The organism is Flavobacterium sp. (genome assembly GCF_046155325.1).
GTDB lineage: Bacteria > Bacteroidota > Bacteroidia > Flavobacteriales > Flavobacteriaceae > Flavobacterium.
On the sequence record NZ_JBJXDQ010000003.1, the window covers coordinates 56,642 to 75,545 of the forward strand.

The window sequence follows — 18,904 nt, forward strand, 5'->3', positions numbered from 1 at the left end:
TTCAAATGTTATTTAATTTCTTTATGAACAGTTACACGCTTCAAAACAGGATTGAATTTTTTAATCTCTAATCTATCAGGAGTGTTCTTTTTGTTTTTTGTTGTAATGTATCTTGAAGTTCCTGCAACACCGGTTGTTTTGTGTTCAGTACATTCTAAAATTACTTGTATTCTGTTTCCTTTTGCTCTCTTTGCCATATTGATATATATTTTGAAAGGATTATTTAATAAATCCTAATGACTGTGCTTTTTTCAAAACTGCAGCAATTCCATTTTTGTTAATTGTTTTTACCGTAGAAGCTGCTACTCTCAGAGTAATCCATCTATCTTCTTCAGGAAGATAAAAACGCTTTTTAACTAAGTTTACAGAAAACTTTCTCTTAGTTTTATTCATTGCGTGAGAAACGTTATTTCCTACCATCGCTCTTTTACCTGTAAGGTCACAAACTCTAGACATTATTGTTGTTTTTATCGTTATTCAAAATCAGGGTGCAAAGAAAAGAAAAATAAACGGATGAAGCAAAAAATATTTACAGATTTTTTAAAATTTCTTTTCGTAACATTTGTAAGCTCTGAATTACAGTTCTATCTATCACTTTTTCACGAGGTTGACCAAAATTAAATTCTTCAACAATCACTTCATTGGGCGTTGCCAATGCTATAAAAACTGTTCCAACTTCAGCCTGGGCTTCCCCTTTTGTTGGACCTGCATTCCCGGTTGTTGCAATTGCGTAATCGGTTTTCATCATACTCTTTACATTGATTGCCATTTGTTTAGCAACTTCAGCACTTACCACAGAATAGGTCTGAATTAACGACTCTGAAAGTCCCAAAACTTTAATTTTAGTCTCTGTTGAATAAGACACTACACCGCCCTTAAAATAGTGAGAAGCCCCATTAACAGACGATAGCAACTGTGCAACTTTGCCTCCAGTACAACTTTCTGCGGTTGAAATGGTCTTGTTTTGCTGTTTAAGTAATTTCCCTACAACAATTTCTATTGTTTCACCATCTTCATAACCTACAATAATATCTCCAATGATAGCTGTTAATGCAATTACATTTTCTGCAATAGATTTTTCTAACAATTCTTTATCAGTTCCTCTGGCAGAAAGCCTTAATCTTACTCTTCCAGGACTTGGTAAATAGGCTAACTTAATAAAATTGGGTAGATTATTTTCCCAGTTCTCTATTCGTTCTGCAACAAGACTCTCACCTTGCCCATAAGTTAGTATTGTTTTATGAATTATATAAGGACGTCTATATTCCTTAACAATTTTAGGAATAATTTCATTTTCAATCAAATATTTCATTTCATAAGGCACTCCAGGTAGAGAAATAAACACTGTATTTTCTTTTGACATCCACATCCCAGGTGCTGTACCAACTTGGTTGTGAAGTACCGTACATTTTGAAGGAACCAACGCTTGGTCTTTGTTAATTTGAGAAGCGGGTCTATTCATCACTCGTTCAATGAGTTCGATAACATGCTTTTCTACCGTTTTATCAACTATTAAGAAGTCATCAAAATAATCACAAAATGTTTTTTTTGTAATGTCGTCTTTTGTAGGCCCTAAACCACCTGTAATTACAACTATATCTACTTTGTTTTGATACTTAGCAAATGTGTCTAAAATATGTTTTTTATCATCACTAATAGAAACCATTTCATGTGTTTGCACACCAATTAAATCTAGAGACTTGGCTATATAAACAGAGTTAGTATCAACAATTTGACCAATAAGAATTTCATCACCGATAGTAATTATGGCAGCCTTCATCTTGTTGTAAAATTAATTTGTAAAAAAGAGAAAATAATTTTTAAAAAACTACAAATCAAAGTCTTTTCTTAATTCCTTAATAGCATCTTCGACTTGATTTTTCATACTCTTAAAGGTTTCTTTAATTTCTTTTTTCTCGCCTTCACTTTTAGTCCAAGCTTCAATTTGAAGAATCTCCTCAAAAGCCATTTTTAAACCCAGTAAATCAAGACTAGGTTTTACTTTATGTGCATAAGCATAAGCATGTTTATGATCCATTTTTTTTATACCTTCTTTTATTTCGGCTAAATCTTCTGGAATTTCGTTAACAAATAAGGTTAAAATTTGATTTACAAATTCCGGATCGTTGTCAGAAAGTGCGTATACTTTTGCGAGGTTGTAATATAATGCCATTATTTTATTTTTATACTAAATAGTTTGTTTGATTCTAAATATCCTTCTAAAACATCTTCTGATTTAACAACAGCAACACCTTGTGGCGTTCCTGTAAATATTATATCTCCGATTTTTAAAGTGAAATATTGTGAAATGACTGAAATTAATTCATCAATTTTCCACAACATATTGCTTGTATTACCCTTTTGTACTAATATATTATTGTTTGTTAATTCAAAGCTAATATTTTCTAATGAATTAAATTGTTTTTTTTGAATAAATTCACCTAGTACTGCTGATCCATCAAACGATTTTGCTTTTTCCCAAGGCAAACCTTTGGCTTTTAATTCATTTTGAACATCTCGTGCAGTAAAATCTATACCTACACTAATCTCATCATAATATTTATGAGCGAATTTAGCGTCTATATGTTTGCCTACTTTATTTATTTTAACAATAAGTTCTATTTCATGATGAATTTCATTTGAAAATTCAGGAATCACAAAGGGATGCTGATACAACAAAATAGCAGAATCTGGTTTTATAAAAATAACAGGTTCTGTTGGTCTCTCATTTTGCAACTCTTCAATATGATCGACATAATTTCTACCGATGCAGATGATTTTCATTCAGTTCAGATTTCAGATTTTGGATTTCAGATTTCAGACTGCTATCTAAAACCGTTATCTGCAACCTATTTCGTATTTAATTTTCTTAATTTTATTGCCGTTAAAACTTTCTTAGTATATAAAGGGAAATCAGCATTTTGAATCCAACTAAAATAACCTGGTTCTGATTCTAAAATAGCTTCAACTTTTAATCCTTTGTGTTTTCCAAAAGTAAAAATCTCATTATTATCTTTATCAAAAGCAATCATTCCAGCAAAATCTGCTATTTTTTTGCGAGTTGTAAACTCAGACAACCATTTTACATCATTTTCTAATTCTGGATAACGGTCTAATTGAGCCTTCATGATTTCGAAAGTAGCCATAGTATCTGCTTCGGCAGAATGTGCGTTTTCAAGATTTTGACCGCAATAAAATTTTAATGCTGCACTCAAAGTTCTCTCTTCTTTTTTATGAAAAATAGTTTGCACATCGACAGATACTCGGTTTTTCATATCAAAATCAACTCCGGCACGAAGCAATTCTTCAGCTAAAAGCGGAATATCAAAGCGATCGGAATTATATCCAGCTAAATCAGAATCTTTAATCATAGCATACACCTGAGACGCTAATGCTGCAAATGTAGGCTCATTAGCAACTTTTTCATTACTTATACCATGAATTGCTGTTGATTGTGGTGGAATTGGAATCGTTGGATTAACTAACCAAGTTTTGCTTTCTCTATTACCATTTGGAAAAAGTTTAAAAATAGCAATTTCAACTATTCTATCTTTGGCAACATCAATACCTGTAGTTTCTAGATCGAAAAAACAAATTGGTTTTTTTAGTATAAGCTCCATTACTATTTTTTAGAAAGACAAATATATTCTTTTGAAGTTGTCGTTTATCGAATATTTTAAAAAGTTTTATCCAATAATAAAAAAACCAACCAGTTTCTATAAACTTGTTGGTTGTTATAATAAATATAAAGCTATGAAATCTTAATAATCACTATCAACGTCAAATGCCTCAAGATATTCAGCAACCCTTTTTACAAAACTTCCTCCAAGTGCGCCATCAATAATGCGATGGTCATAAGTATGTGTCAAGAACATTTTTTGGCGAATCCCTATAAAATCACCTTCGGGTGTTTCGATAACTGCGGGAACTTTTCTAATAGCACCTAAAGCCAAAATACCTACTTGCGGTTGGTTAATAATTGGCGTTCCGAAAATACTGCCAAAACTACCCACATTAGTCACGGTATAAGTTCCGCCCTGTGTGTCATCTGGTTTTAATTTTCCTGTTTTAGCTCGGTTACCCAAATCATTAACTGCTTTTGCCATTCCAACTAAATTCAATTGATCTGCATTTTTTATTATAGGAACAATAAGATTACCATTTGGTAAAGCGGCTGCCATCCCTAAATTGATGTTCTTCTTTTTGATGATGTAATCGCCATCAATAGAAATATTCATCATCGGATAATCTTTCAATGCTTTGGCAACAGCCTCCATAAAAATGGGTGTAAAAGTCAGTTTTTCACCTTCTCTCTTTTCAAAAGCATTTTTCACTTTATCTCTCCATTTTACAATATTGGTTACATCAACTTCTATAAATGAACTTACATGTGCCGAGGTTTGTAAGGAAGTAGTCATGTATCCAGAAATGAGCTTTCGCATACGATCCATCTCCATGATTTCGTCGCTGCCGTTTAAAGAGGAAGTTGTCGGTTGTGAGTTATAAGTTATGGGTTGAGGTTGAGAAACTGATTTAGGCAGTTGAACTGAATTATTACTTGCTACTTCCAACTTTGCTTCGCCAGTTCGCTTTTCAAGCTCGTGTCTACTTCCAACAAATTTCAAAATATCTTCTTTAGTTACCCTACCATCTTTTCCAGTACCAGGAATTTCTTCTAATTCCGAAAGTGTAATTCCTTCTTCTTTGGCTATGTTTTTTACCAAAGGAGAAAAGAATTTTTCTGAATCTGAAAAATTAGAAATTGAAGCTACAATTTCTTTAGCCACAGCAATACTACTTTCGATAATTGGAATTTCTACAGGTTCAGCAACTTCATGCTTATTACTTTTAACAACATCAACTTCGGCAGTTTCGATAATGGCGAAAGTTTGACCCACTTTAATTATAGCGTCTTTTGCAAATAATTGTTCAACTAAAACACCCGAAATCTCGCTAGGAACTTCACTATCAACTTTATCAGTAGCAATTTCAACAACAGCATCATCAACTTCAATAGTTTCACCAACCTGTTTCAACCAATTTGTAATGGTTGCTTCAGCAATACTTTCTCCCATTGTAGGAAGTTTTAATTCATATCTCGCCATAGTATTTCCTATAGAATAATGGTTTTATTGGGACAAAATTAGTGATTAATTTTAGTTTTAAACACGAATTATTCAAATTTACCTAAATTCAAAATTCTTAAATTTTGAGAATTTCGCCACGATCAAAAGAACTATTACTTCCAATGATAAAATCTGAAGTTTTTGAAGCTATTTTAAAGGTAAATTTTTTATTTTTATTCGATTCAAAATTAGCAATAATAGCCTTATAATCAATATATTTAGCGTCGAATATTACTTCTGTAGCCACTGACATTTTAATTTCATCAATAGATTTTTTGAGTGCTACTTCCTGATATAATTTTGCTTCAATTCTACTTTTAAGAACTTTATTATTTGAAATCAACAAATACTTTAGCGGTTTTGTTTGCAACTTAGTTTTTCCTTGAAACATTTTAAAAAACGAAAAAAATAGTATTCCAATTTTCATAAAGACTGAAAACAAAAAGGATCCCGAAGCGTCGGGAGTAAAATGCTTTTTATAGAAAAAATTCATCGCTTCACTAAAACGTTTCATATAAGCGCCATCTTTAATTGTGCTTTCACCTTTGTAGTGAATTATAGTTGTTTCAGGATAATAATAATTTGATTTTTCTTTTTTTAAAGCCATGTATGACAAATCAATATCGTCTGAATACATAAAACAGTTTTCATCAAAACCTCCAATTTCAATATAAAAATCGCGTCTCATAACCATAAAAGCACCTACTAAAATAGCCGCTTTTCCAGTTGTGTTTTCAGAAAGATCTTGAGCATAATACTGATTAAATAAACTTGCTTTAGGAAATATTTTATAAAGACCGAAAATTTTCGTAAAAGCTACCCAGGGTGTTGGAATACCGCGTTTACTTTCTGGAAGAAAATTTCCCGTTCCGTCAATAAGTTTTACCCCAACTATACCTAAATCTGATTGTTTTTTGGCGAAAGCCAATACCTTAATAAAGGTATCTTCAGCAACAACTGTATCAGGATTTAATATACAAATAAATTCACCTTTTGCTTTTGAAACCCCAATGTTATTCCCTTTTGGAAAACCTAGATTTTCTTTGTTTTCAATCAGAAAAACTTTAGGAAAAAGATGCTTAATCATGGCACAACTGCCATCTTGTGAATTATTATCGACTACAATAATTTCACCATCTATGTTTTCCAATGCTTTTTGAACACTACAAACACATTGCTCTAGAAAATAGCGAACGTTATAATTAAGAATGATGACTGATAGTTGCATTTTTCAAAGATATATTTTATGTATCAAAGATGCAAAGGTCGACAGTTCTAAAGTAGAAAAATTAAAAGATTGCTTCTTGCCTTGTAATGAATTACTTTTGCAAAAAAATACACTTGTGAATTACTTATCAGTCGAAAACATATCAAAATCTTTTGGAGAGCGTATTCTTTTCGAAAACATTTCATTTGGGATTAACAAAGACCAAAAAATTGCTTTCATTGCCAAAAATGGTTCCGGAAAAACCACTATAATGAACATTATCAATGGTTTTGATGAGCCCGATACGGGACAAGTAATTCTTAGAAAAAGTATTCGAATGTCGTTTTTGTCACAAGACAATAAGTTGCAAGACGAATTAACAATTGAAGAAAGTATTTTTGCCTCGGATAACGAGAGTTTAAAAGTAATTGAAGCCTACGAAAAAGCACTAGAAAATCCCGAAGATGAAGAAGCGTATCAAAAAGCTTTCGACGGAATGGATCAACACAATGCTTGGGATTTTGAAACCCAATACAAGCAAATTTTGTTCAAATTGAAGTTGGAAGACTTTAAATTGAAAGTAAAAAATCTCTCAGGTGGACAAAAAAAAAGATTGTCATTAGCTATTATTTTAATCAATCGTCCTGATTTACTAATTCTAGATGAACCTACGAATCACCTCGATTTAGAAATGATTGAATGGCTCGAAAGTTATTTTGCCAAAGAAAATATTACTTTATTTATGGTTACTCACGACCGTTTTTTCTTAGAACGTGTTTGTAACGAAATTATCGAACTCGACAACGGAAAAATCTACCAATACAAAGGCAATTATTCTTATTATTTAGAGAAAAAAGAAGAACGAATTGCTTCTGAAAATTCGAGTGTCGACAAAGCCCAAAACTTGTTTGTCAAAGAACTCGAATGGATGCGTCGCCAGCCCAAAGCCAGAACTTGCAAGAGCAAATCACGTCAGGATGATTTTTATGTAATCAAAGAAAAAGCCCAAAGTCGCCGTCGAGAAAACGTAGTCGAACTTGAAATTAATATGGAACGCATGGGGAGCAAGATTATTGAGCTTCACAAAGTGTCTAAAAAGTTTAAAGATCATGTTATTTTAGATAATTTCAGTTTCGATTTTCAACGAGGAGAACGCGTTGGGATTATTGGAAAAAACGGTACAGGTAAATCGACTTTTCTAAACCTAATTACAGGTACATTGCCACTCGATAGCGGAAAAGTAATTAAAGGAGACACCATAAAAGTGGGCTATTATACCCAAAGCGGTATCAACCCAAAACCGGGTCAAAAAGTAATAGATATTATCAAAGAATATGGCGAATACATTCCGCTAACGAAAGGGAAAATCATTTCGGCTGGGCAATTATTGGAACGATTTTTATTCGACAGAAAAAAACAACACGATTTCGTAGAAAAACTCAGTGGTGGCGAACTAAAACGCCTTTATTTATGTACTGTTTTAATTCAGAATCCTAATTTTTTGATTTTGGATGAACCTACTAATGATTTAGATATTGTAACCTTAAATGTACTCGAAAGTTTTTTATTAGATTATCCAGGTTGTTTACTGGTAGTTTCGCATGACCGTTATTTTATGGATAAAATTGTCGATAACTTATTTGTTTTTAGAGGGCAAGGCGAAGTTGAAAATTTTCCGGGCAATTACTCCGATTTTAGAGCGTATGAAGATTCGGTTGAACCCAAAAAACTAGATTCGGTAAATACCGAAAAAGTCGATTGGAAACAAAACAACCCAACTGGGAATTTGACTTTCAACGAGCAAAAAGAATTTCAAAAAATCGAACGAGAAATCAAAGATTTGGAGTTTGAAAAAGCCAAAATAGAGCAATTATTTTCGGATGGAAAAGTTGCCGAAAATGAGGTTTTGGCTAAAGCCAAAGAGCTAGAAATTATCATTTCTAAAATTGAAGCCAAAGAGGAACGCTGGTTTGAGCTGAGTGCGAAGATTGAGGGGTAAAATTTTCTATTTGTCTTTGCACTGAAATACTTTCACGAAGTTGTATCTTTAAACAAAAAAAAACTTTTGATACTATCAAATGATACTATCAGTGAAGTAACCCAACTCTTAGAAGTATAAAAAAGTGCTAACCGCAAAACAGAGTCGTGAACTACTCCGCAAAACTTTAATTAAAATCAACAAACTCAAAATCATTCATAGAAAAATCTAACACTTCCGATTTTGTGGCGTATTGCATAATTTCATTTATTCCTTTTTCGAGTAATAATGGTGTGGTATATTTTCGGCTGGTGGAAGTTAGTTCATCATTCAACATCATTTTGAAAAAATATTTTCCGTTTGCGGCTCTAGACTTAACATAAGTATATTTTTCGATGTTTGTCTTTATTTTTTCGATACTCTCCTCAGCCTCCATTTTGAGTTCGAAAGAAGGGCTAGTAAAAATAGTCTTTCCTTTTCGGGACGTGAATACAAATTTGTAGCGATCATCAAATCGTTTACTGATAACGAATGTTCCCATAGTTTAAATATAAAAATTCTATTCGTTCATTTCGTCATAACGCACCGGAACTTGTGGGTCGTAGAGCGGACATTTGAATTCTTCTAAAGTATCAGCGAGAAGATTCATCGTTTTACCTTCGGTGCCGTAGCAATCAATTTGTATGCTTTGAGGGGTTGTTTTAATATGAAACCCCCCTTTACCACTGGTGTTTTTCCAACTACTTTCATCTACTTTTTCCCAATTGGCGAACACCGAATTTATTCGGTTTAGTATCACTTGAACAGGAAGCGTTTCCAGACCTTCGACTTCTTGTTGTTCGACCAAAGCTTCGTAAACCAAATGATGGTTGAGATAAATTCCGTCTTGATATTGCCAAAAAAGGAGTTCGTACATTTAATAAAATTAAAAGATTGAAAAATTGAAAGATTAAATAATTCTATGATTCACCGATTAAACAATTCACCGATTAAACAAATGAACAATATTTAATACTCGAAAGTTCCGTATTCGCTGCTAATAGTCAATTTCTTAACATCGGCTGCTTCTACTCGACCCACAATTTGAGCATCAACATTAAATGATTTTGAAATAGCAATAATATCCTGAGCAACAGCTTCGGGAACATAAATTTCCATTCGATGCCCACAGTTGAATACTTGGTACATTTCTTTCCAATCCGTTTGTGACTGCTCTTGAATTAATTGGAACAATGGTGGAACTGGAAATAAATTGTCTTTTATGATGTGTAAATTATTTATAAAATGCAGAATTTTTGTTTGTGCTCCTCCACTGCAATGCACCATTCCATGAATTTCATTAGACGAATATTTATCTAATATTTTCTTAATGATTGGAGCATAGGTTCTGGTTGGAGAAAGCACTAATTGCCCCGCATCGATTGGGGAATTTTCGACAGCATCGGTCAATTTTACTTGACCAGAATAAATTAATTCTTCAGGAACGGCAGCATCATAACTTTCAGGATATTTGGTTGCTAAATACTTCCCGAAAACATCATGACGCGCTGAGGTTAGACCGTTGCTTCCCATACCGCCGTTATAACTTTTTTCGTAAGTGGCTTGACCAAAAGATTCTAAACCTACAATAACATCACCTGCTTTGATATTGGCATTATTAATTACTTTGGAGCGCTTCATTCGAGCTGTAACTGTCGAATCTACAATGATTGTTCTAACAATATCGCCTACATCGGCAGTTTCTCCACCAGTAGAATGAATGGTCACTCCAAAAGAATCGAGTTCCTTAATTAATTCCTCGGTTCCGTTGATGATTGCCGAAATCACTTCGGCAGTGATGAGGTTTTTATTTCTTCCAATGGTAGAAGAAAGTAAAATATTATCCGTTGCGCCCACGCACAATAAATCATCAATATTCATGATTAATGCATCTTGAGCAATCCCTTTCCATACTGAAATATCACCTGTTTCTTTCCAATACATATAAGCAAGAGATGATTTTGTTCCCGCTCCATCGGCATGCATAATGAGGCAATACTCGGCATCATTGGTTAAATAATCCGGAACAATTTTGCAAAAAGCTTGAGGAAATAATCCTTTGTCAATGTTTTTTATAGCGTTATGCACATCTTCTTTTGAAGCTGAAACACCTCGCTGCGCATATCTTTTACTTGAATCTGAACTCATTAATTGAACTATTGTTTTACTGCATTTAAGCAGATAGATTTTTGGCAAAGATACTAATTGGAATTTAGTTTTGGTTTTGTACGATATGAATTATTTTTAGAATTAAACAATACAGCTAATTATGTTAAAATTATTAAATTAACATATTCTTTTTATTGTCTTAAATAGAAATTATTGTTTTTTATGTACAAAAAATATTGTATTGGAAATTTAGCGCCCTTGAAAATAAGTTATTCATAAAAATGACATCATAAAACAGATTTTAGTTATCAATATTTTACCTAAATAAACTTTTAAATTATATTTGCATACATTTAAAAATCATTAAATTAATTTATATTGTTATGGCGAAAATTAAACTAGAGTACATTTGGTTAGATGGATACGAACCAACACAAAATCTAAGAAGTAAAACTAAAGTTGAAGAGCACGAAAATTTCAAAGGTACATTAGAAGAATTAGGAAACTGGTCTTTTGATGGTTCGTCTACAAGACAAGCCGAAGGAGGTTCTTCTGACTGTATGTTAGTACCTGTAGCTATCTACCCAGATCCAACACGTATCAATGGATATTTAGTAATGACTGAGGTTATGAATGCTGATGGAACGCCACATCCTTCAAATGGCAGAGCAACTATTGATGATGATGGTGATTTCTGGTTTGGTTTTGAACAAGAATATTTCATTATGGATACTCAAACTTTATTACCTTTAGGATTCCCTATTGGAGGATATCCTGCACCTCAAGGAATGTATTATTGCTCAGTAGGTGGTAAAAACACACACGGAAGAGATTTAGTCGAAGAGCATGCAGATTTATGTATCGAAGCGGGACTTAACTTTGAAGGAATCAACCAAGAAGTGGCTTGCGGACAATGGGAATTCCAATTATTTGCCAAAGGTGCTAAAAAAGCAGGTGACGAAATCTGGATTGCGAGATACTTATTAGATCGTTTGACTGAAAAATATGGTTATTACATCGAATACCATCCTAAACCACTAGGCGATACGGACTGGAATGGTTCAGGAATGCATGCTAACTTCTCGAACGAAATTTTAAGAACTTGTGGAGACAAAGAAGTTTACGCTAAAATTTGTGAAGCTTTCCGTCCGGTAACTGCAGAACACATTGCTGTTTATGGCGCTTACAATGACCAACGTTTGACAGGTAAACACGAAACAGCTTCTATCAATGATTTCTCTTGGGGAGTATCAGATAGAGGATGTTCAATCCGTATACCATTAATCGCTGTTCAAAAAGGATACAAAGGTTGGTTAGAAGATAGAAGACCAGCTTCAAACGGCGATCCATACAAAATTGCTGCAAGAATTATCAAAACTGTTAAATCAGCTGTATAATTCTAATTCCAATAAATTATTTAAAAGTGCTTTCAGAAATGAAAGCACTTTTTTTATATAAGTCATTTTTCTTGACTAAATTAAAATTTCAAAAAGTATCTTTGTATCAATATAAATTTTTCCATTTATGATTGTCTGGTACATATTCGTTTTCGCAATTTTAGGTTTTCTAATTCTTGATTTAGGTGTTTTTAACAAAACACCACATATCATTAGTACCAAAGAAGCTAGTAAATGGACAGTCTTTTTTGTCACTATTTCTTTTCTTTTTTCTGGAGTAATTTATTGGATATACAGCAATAATTATATTGCAAACCCAGACGAATTAAAGCCTGCAGCGGCTGCAATTAAATATCTTACAGGCTATTTAATTGAATTATCATTGAGTGTCGACAATATTTTTGTGATAGCTATTATTTTTAGTTCGTTCAAAATACCTCAAAAATACCAACATCGGGTTTTGTTTTGGGGAATTCTAGGCGCTATTATTTTTAGAGGATTGATGATTTATTTTGGGGTGTTAATTGTCAATAAATTTGCATGGACAACTTATGTTTTTGGAGCTTTCTTGATTTTTACCGCAGTTAAAATGTTACTTTCTGGCAAAGAAGAAGATTTTCAACCTAAAGATTCCTTCGTTTATAAAACAATTGGAAAAATTATCCCAATTACATCTGAAATGAATCATGAAAAATTTTTCATTACAACCAAAAAAGCTAAAAATACTGCCACTCCTTTATTTGTGGCATTAATCGTTATCGAGGTAATGGATGTGGTTTTTGCATTAGATAGCGTTCCTGCCATTTTAGCGATTACATCAGACCCGTTTTTAGTATTTAGTTCTAATATTTTTGCTATACTTGGACTTCGTTCTATGTACTTCTTTTTGGCTAATATGTTAGAGAAATTTGCGTATTTAGAATACAGTTTAATTGCCATTTTAACCTTCGTTGGACTAAAAATGTTACTTCATGATTTTATCGAATTAGCCGAATGGCTATCATTAACTTTTATTGCGCTTTCTTTATTGACAGGCATTTTAGTCTCCTTAAAAATGAATTCTGGAGAAATATAATTATCGCTTTAAATTGCATAAAAAAAGGAAATCGAGAGATTTCCTTTTTTTATGCAACCACTACTACTTATTTTAGAAATTAATGGTCTGAACTTGACTTTCTTTTAAGTTTAATGTATTCATAACTTCCGAATACTTATTTACATCAACAGCATATCGAAGTTCAGCTGGTATTACAACAAATCTAAAGGTTTGATTTAATCTATATACAGAATTAAGAGAACCTAAATTATTCCCTTCTAAATATACTTGAACATCATTTCTAGTGAAATCAAAATTATAACTAAAATTTCTAGTCCCATCTGAAAAATAATGCGTTTCTGGTAAAAATTCCCATAAATCATTACCATTTACAGTACCAGTCAATCGATAAACCAAAACCATATCCGAAGAATAAAGTGTATATGGTAAAGCAAAATTAATTTCATAACCATTGTTAACAGTAAAATTATAAGGAACGCTGTTTTCAAAAACGGTACTAATTGTATCATTATCGACTACTGGAGTTGTTTCGTTTACAGTGCAACTTTGGAAACTAAAAATTACAACTACAACTAAAAGGGTGATAAAATTTTTCATGATTATAAATTTTAATGATTGTTACTTTTGTGTACTATTCATGAACTGTGCCAAAGTTTGTTTTATCAAAAAATTAAACCCTTTATAAATTTTATATTTCGTTAAACATCTATAAGAAATTACACATTACAAACAATCATAAACAGAATTTTTCCTATATCAACAAACATCTGTTTTATTAATTAAAGTAATTTTTTTAGTGCAAAATATATATAATCGTGTATTTAATCGGATTTTTTAATCTTTTTATCGATTAAATAACAAGGTGTTTGTAAATTTGAAATGACTTAACCTACTAAGTTTAAATATTATGAAAAGATTAATAACAATTACCTTATTGGTAATCAGCAGCGTTTCATTTTCCCAAAACGGAAATTCATTATGGAAATTATCTACTTTAAAAAAGGATTCTAAAGAAATCCTTAAAAAGGAACTTACATTAAAACATTTGTTTGATTTAGATGTAAACTCTTTAAAAACCAAGTTAGCTTCCTCTCCAAAAAGGGATGCTAAAACCTCTTCGAAAACTATTATTTCGTTGCCAAACGGAGACGGGAACTTGGAAAATTTCATAGTTTATGAAAATTCCGTGATGGATCCGGTATTAGCAGAAAAATATCCCGAAATTAAATCTTACGTTGCCATAGGTATCGACAATCCAAGTGCTAGAGCATATTTTAGCAATTCCCCATTAGGGTTCAAATCTATGATTTTGTATGCTGATGAAGCCGCTGTGTTTATCGAGCCCATCTCAGCTGATTTAAAAACCTACACAGCTTATAAAAAATCAGAGAAAGAAGCTTCTTTAGACAGCTTTGAATGCAGTACAATTGATCAAGTTAACAACACCCAAAAAACTAATAAAAGCACTGTAGTTTCAAGATATGCAGCCGATGACGGCAAACTAAGAACGTTTAGACTGGCATTTTCGTGTACTGCTGAATATGCTAGTTATTTTGGAGGTACTAAATCTTTAGCCTTAGCTGGTATGAACAATACATTGACCAGAGTTAATGCCATTTTTGAAAGAGACTTTGGCGTAAAATTGATTCTTATTTCTAATAATGATACAATTATTTATACAAATGCATTAACAGATCCCTATTCTGATTATACTAGCAAATCAAACTGGAGATCTGAACTTAAAACAAATTTAAATTCCCAAATCGGGCTAGCCAATTATGATATAGGCCATTTATTAGGCGCTGCTCCTATTGGTGGTGGTGGTGATGCTGGATGTATCGGATGTGTTTGTAGTGATTTTAACAAAGGAGCTGGTTATACATGTGCTATACCAACAAATTACAGTGGTGATAGCTTCGATATTGAATATGTAGCCCATGAAATGGGACATCAATTGGGTGCTAATCATACTTTTACGTGTAATAACGAAGGTACTTTGGCACAGTTGGAACCGGGAAGTGGTTCTACCATTATGAGTTATGCAGGAGTTACTTCTAAAGACATACAGAAAAATTGTGATTCCTATTTTCACGCTATCAGTATTCAACAAGTTACTGACATTATCAAAACAAAAACCTGTGCTATTCTAATTTCTACTGGTAATGCAGTTCCTGTAATTAATGCAGGATTAGATTACACCATCCCAAAAGGCACCCCTTTCCTATTAACAGGATCTGCTACGGATGCTAATACAGATGATCTACTCACTTATTCATGGGAAGAAATGGATTTAGGAACTTCTGCCACTACTGTACCTAACAGCACAGCTACAACTGGACCTCTTTTTAGATCCTATTCACCAAGTTTCTCAGCGATTAGGCATTTTCCAAACATGACAACTATATTATCAGGTTTGACCGCAACATCAGGTTTAGAAATTCCAGTTGAAGTACTATCTGATGTTTCAAGAACTTTAAATTTTAGATTAACCGTTCGTGACAATCGAGCTGGTGGCTCGGCAAATAATACTGATGATATGGTTGTTAATGTTGATGGTAATTCTGGGCCATTTAAAGTTGACTCTCAAAATAGTATCGTTACCTACACAGTAGGAACAACACAAACTATCAACTGGAGTGTAGCTGGCACAAATTCAAACGGAGTAAACTGTGCTGGTGTAGATATTTTACTTTCTACCGATGGAGGGAAAACTTTTGCAATCACTTTGCTTTCGGAAACTCCAAATAATGGCTCTGCCAATATTACAATCCCAAACATACCTGGAAATCAAAATCGAATTATGGTTAAAGGGACTAATCAAATATTTTTTGATATAAACAATGTAAACTTCATCATAAGTGCTTTGAGTGCAACAGACACAATAGTTCCAACAACCTCGATTCTCTCTGCTTCAGGAACCAATTCTTCAGACACAAATTTATCATGGACTCCAGCTACTGATAATACAGGTGTTACAGGCTATAATGTATATCAAAATGGAGTGTTGAAGACAACCACTACAACTACTTCATTATTCGTATCTGGACTGTCTTCATCTACTAATTATAGCTTTTATATAATTGCTAAAGATGCTGTAGGTAATTTGTCAACAGCTAGTAACAGTATTACTATAACTACACTTACTCCAGCGGACATTACACCTCCAACTACATCTACTCTCTCTGCTTCAGGAACCACGACTTCAGACACTAATTTATCATGGACTCCAGCTACTGATAATATAGGTGTTACAGGCTATAATGTATATCAAAATGGAGTGTTGAAAACAACCACTACAACTACTTCATTATTCGTATCTGGGCTGTCTGCCTCTACTAATTACAGTTTCTATGTCATTGCTAAAGATGCATCCGGAAATTTATCGGCTTCTAGCAATATTATAAATATCGTAACTTTAGTAAATACAACTTTAGATAAATTTAATTTAGCTTACTGCACTTCATCTGGAATTTATACTGATAAAGAGTACATTAACAAAGTTGAAATTGGTTCAATTGTTAATACCTCGGGCAATAATAATGGTTACAAAAATTTCGTGACAATGTCAACTGATTTGGCTTTAGGAAGTACTAATACTATTGTAATCACACCAACTTGGATTCGCTCATCTTTTGCCGAGTCTTATAATGTTTGGATTGATTTTAATCAAGATGGTGACTTTGAAGATAGTGGAGAGCTTATATTTAGCAAATCGAAAACTAAAGCCAAGTTTGTAAGTGGTAGCCTTTTCATACCAACTAGCGCTTCTATTGGCACTACTCGTATGAGAGTTTCTATGAAAAATAATATTCTTCCAAATTCTTGCGAAATTTTCACATATGGAGAAGTAGAAGATTATACCGTAAACATTACTGGGACAACAGCAAAACCTGAAAATTATACTATTGAGGCTTCTGTAAGTGTAGCTGATAATTTTTCGGAAAATCCTAATTCAACATTAAAATTGTATCCAAATCCTGTTAAAGGAAATTTAATTACTATTTCAAATTCTGAAAATTACACTGATTTTATAATTTTTAATTTAATTGGACAAGAATTAGGAAGAAATCATTTAGAAAACAATGAAATCTATTTAGATTATTTGAAAAAAGGAGTTTATTTAATCCAATTCACAAATAATGCCTCAAAAATTACTAAACAATTTATTAAGGAATAGTGCTGTTAAGTATCTTCTTTCATAAGCATTTCTGTATTTTAAATCAACATTTTTTAAACGAGATATATCTAACAAAAAAAGCATCCGCCGTGGCGGATGCTTTTCTAATAAAAATTAAATTAAAAATTAATGTGTTACTGCTTTTGTAGTTGATCCAATATTCGTAATTACTTTTATATAGTAAATACCGTTTGCACCAAATAAATAAGGAAGAGGAACAACTTTACCTAAATAACTAGGAGTAGTATCTACATAAGTAGATAATAAAACTCCCAAATTGTTTCTTACCTCTATGGTTACATTGGAAACATAACTAAATTGATATATTACAGTAGCATAGTCAATGATAGGAACTGGACTAACATCAAAAGCTGCTCTATCTGCAATACAAGTAAGCGGTGTTTGGTTATAACCCATTGATATTCTACATTTGTCAAACACATTATTTATTAAATCTACAGCACTGGCAAGATTAGTGAAGGTTATACCAGCAGGAAGTGTTCCTCCTCCTAATGCAGTGTTTGCCATATCAAACAATCCTTGTACTGTTGGCGTTGGCAAAAGCCCTACAAGAGCTGGAATATTATAATATTTATACTCATTAATTGTTGGAGTGTAAATATCATAAGAACAACTTCTAACCATAGGAATAATTGAGCCACAACCTCCTTGAGGAGATGCTATTGCTAAGGTTCCTGATTGTAAAGCAAAAGTACCTAGAGTGTTATCAATACCTAAATTCAACCCTAAAGTAATTGTTTGGGCTAATAAGGTGTTGTTTATAACCCCTTTTTTCAAATAGGATGATGGTAATGCAGTGATTAGAAAGTCACCCACTGACAAAACTGCACTTGAACCTCCACCAGGCAAGAAATCAATTATCTTTTGAATATCTGTTGGATTATTACTAATTTTAATACTTCTGCCAAGCAAACCAATTGTCATAGTACCTAAAGGATAAGAAGATAACGCTTTCGCTATTAAACCTTTGGTAGAATACGAAACTCCGTTAGCACATGAAGTACCTCCTTCATTTCCATAGTACCCTTGAGTGTATGTACAATTTGCTCCACAAGGAGTTCCTTGTCCAAGATCAATTGGTTCACTGTTACTACATGGATCAGATTGACTATCATCTGTAACTGAATAACTGTATGCCCCTGAAAATAAATTTTCAAATGTTATAATATAAGGCTCTACAATACCTGTTTTACTATCTAAAGCAACTGGATTACCATCTTTAAACAAATTAACTGTATAAGGTAGAGTCCCGCCAGAAACAGTAACTGTAATTGAACCTGTACCAGTACCTTGACATTTTACATCTGTTTTAGTATAAGAACAAGTAGGTATACAAGCATTTGCTACAGTAAAAGTTGATGAACATGAATTTTTACAACCAGTTTCTTTATCGGTTAGAGTCCATGTAACTGTTACTTTTGTATTGGCTCCTGTTGCTGGATTTTTAGGTCCATCACCATTGTCAGATTTTACAGAACCCAAATCATAAGCATATACAATACCAACTGTATAAAGAGTAGTATTATATGTAAATGTATTTAACCAACTTAAAAATTCTGCATCAGTATTAGTTTGGGCTGCTTCTTTCGTTACGCCACAAAGAACAGTTGTAGATGCTGGATCTATACAAGTAATAGGAGGAAGTGGATTTTCAGTTACTGTCAACACTGTTTTCCATGCACAACCATTGGCATCGGTACGTGGAATATCATAAACTCCTGGGGCATATTCTGTGCCTTCGTAAGTATATTTAAATCCTGTACAAACTATTCCACTGGCGGTATTGTCTTGGG

Annotated in this window: 17 protein-coding genes; 4 read left to right on the forward strand and 13 right to left on the reverse strand. The window is 32.9% G+C overall.

Translation table 11 applies throughout. The features are described from left to right. Nucleotides 1–8: 8 nt before the first annotated feature. The 8 genes from rpmG to ACKVOD_RS00435 all read right to left on the reverse strand — a co-directional run bounded on the left by rpmG (nt 9) and on the right by ACKVOD_RS00435 (nt 6,354). Entirely contained in the window at nt 9–197 is a 189-nt protein-coding gene (gene rpmG / locus ACKVOD_RS00400) for a 50S ribosomal protein L33 (protein ID WP_409207500.1), read from the reverse strand. A gap of 22 nt (nt 198–219) precedes the next feature. Further along, complete coding sequence (rpmB, locus tag ACKVOD_RS00405; protein WP_409207501.1) at nt 220–456, reverse strand: 50S ribosomal protein L28; 237 nt, start codon at nt 454–456, stop codon at nt 220–222. Between the two features lie 73 nt (nt 457–529). Continuing rightward, nucleotides 530–1,780 carry a CinA family nicotinamide mononucleotide deamidase-related protein gene (locus tag ACKVOD_RS00410; RefSeq protein ID WP_409207502.1) on the reverse strand — a complete coding sequence of 417 codons (1,251 nt, stop codon included), beginning with the start codon at nt 1,778–1,780 and terminating at the stop codon, nt 530–532. A gap of 48 nt (nt 1,781–1,828) precedes the next feature. Then, nucleotides 1,829–2,173, reverse strand: a complete 345-nt coding sequence (locus tag ACKVOD_RS00415) for an Hpt domain-containing protein (protein WP_409207503.1) — start codon at nt 2,171–2,173, stop codon at nt 1,829–1,831. Then, nucleotides 2,173–2,784, reverse strand: coding sequence for a fumarylacetoacetate hydrolase family protein (locus ACKVOD_RS00420; RefSeq protein ID WP_409207504.1), 612 nt, complete (start codon nt 2,782–2,784; stop codon nt 2,173–2,175). Before ACKVOD_RS00420 ends, ACKVOD_RS00415 begins: the two co-directional genes overlap by 1 nt. A 65-nt stretch (nt 2,785–2,849) precedes the next feature. Further along, complete coding sequence (locus tag ACKVOD_RS00425) at nt 2,850–3,620, reverse strand: exonuclease domain-containing protein (RefSeq protein ID WP_409207505.1); 771 nt, start codon at nt 3,618–3,620, stop codon at nt 2,850–2,852. Nucleotides 3,621–3,761: 141 nt separating this feature from the next. Beyond that, nucleotides 3,762–5,105: a dihydrolipoamide acetyltransferase family protein gene (locus ACKVOD_RS00430; RefSeq protein ID WP_409207506.1), complete on the reverse strand. Its 1,344-nt coding sequence runs from the start codon at nt 5,103–5,105 to the stop codon at nt 3,762–3,764. Between the two features lie 97 nt (nt 5,106–5,202). Further along, entirely contained in the window at nt 5,203–6,354 is a 1,152-nt protein-coding gene (locus ACKVOD_RS00435; protein ID WP_409207507.1) for a glycosyltransferase family 2 protein, read from the reverse strand. A 115-nt stretch (nt 6,355–6,469) separates the two neighbouring features. Here ACKVOD_RS00435 and ACKVOD_RS00440 point away from each other — a divergent pair, with 115 nt between their 5' ends. Beyond that, nucleotides 6,470–8,332: an ABC-F family ATP-binding cassette domain-containing protein gene (locus ACKVOD_RS00440; RefSeq protein ID WP_409207508.1), complete on the forward strand. Its 1,863-nt coding sequence runs from the start codon at nt 6,470–6,472 to the stop codon at nt 8,330–8,332. Between the two features lie 166 nt (nt 8,333–8,498). Here ACKVOD_RS00440 and ACKVOD_RS00445 read toward each other — a convergent pair whose 3' ends face one another. The 3 genes from ACKVOD_RS00445 to ACKVOD_RS00455 form a co-directional block, all read right to left on the reverse strand. Further along, a complete protein-coding gene (locus ACKVOD_RS00445; protein ID WP_409207509.1) occupies nt 8,499–8,852 on the reverse strand; it encodes a DUF1508 domain-containing protein in 354 nt (117 codons plus the stop codon). 18 nt (nt 8,853–8,870) lie between these two features. Continuing rightward, nucleotides 8,871–9,227, reverse strand: a complete 357-nt coding sequence (locus ACKVOD_RS00450; protein ID WP_409207510.1) for a hypothetical protein — start codon at nt 9,225–9,227, stop codon at nt 8,871–8,873. A 92-nt stretch (nt 9,228–9,319) separates the two neighbouring features. Beyond that, on the reverse strand, nt 9,320–10,498 hold the full coding sequence (locus ACKVOD_RS00455; RefSeq protein ID WP_409207511.1) for an AIR synthase related protein: 1,179 nt from the start codon (nt 10,496–10,498) through the stop codon (nt 9,320–9,322). A gap of 344 nt (nt 10,499–10,842) precedes the next feature. Here ACKVOD_RS00455 and ACKVOD_RS00460 point away from each other — a divergent pair, with 344 nt between their 5' ends. Both ACKVOD_RS00460 and ACKVOD_RS00465 read left to right on the forward strand, forming a co-directional pair. Beyond that, nucleotides 10,843–11,856: a glutamine synthetase beta-grasp domain-containing protein gene (locus ACKVOD_RS00460; RefSeq protein WP_409207512.1), complete on the forward strand. Its 1,014-nt coding sequence runs from the start codon at nt 10,843–10,845 to the stop codon at nt 11,854–11,856. A gap of 127 nt (nt 11,857–11,983) precedes the next feature. Beyond that, nucleotides 11,984–12,931, forward strand: a complete 948-nt coding sequence (locus tag ACKVOD_RS00465; protein WP_409207513.1) for a TerC/Alx family metal homeostasis membrane protein — start codon at nt 11,984–11,986, stop codon at nt 12,929–12,931. Between the two features lie 72 nt (nt 12,932–13,003). Here ACKVOD_RS00465 and ACKVOD_RS00470 read toward each other — a convergent pair whose 3' ends face one another. Further along, the gene (locus tag ACKVOD_RS00470; RefSeq protein ID WP_409207514.1) at nt 13,004–13,510 is read right to left on the reverse strand and encodes a hypothetical protein; all 507 of its coding nucleotides are present in this window, start codon (nt 13,508–13,510) and stop codon (nt 13,004–13,006) included. A 310-nt stretch (nt 13,511–13,820) separates the two neighbouring features. Between ACKVOD_RS00470 and ACKVOD_RS00475 the strand changes: the two genes are divergently transcribed. Beyond that, the gene (locus ACKVOD_RS00475; protein ID WP_409207515.1) at nt 13,821–17,090 is read left to right on the forward strand and encodes a reprolysin-like metallopeptidase; all 3,270 of its coding nucleotides are present in this window, start codon (nt 13,821–13,823) and stop codon (nt 17,088–17,090) included. A 126-nt stretch (nt 17,091–17,216) separates the two neighbouring features. On the opposite strand, the gene ACKVOD_RS00480 is transcribed toward ACKVOD_RS00475, so the two are convergent. Then, nucleotides 17,217–18,904 (reverse strand): SprB repeat-containing protein (locus ACKVOD_RS00480; protein WP_409207516.1); only part of this gene is annotated, 1,688 nt, incomplete at its 5' end.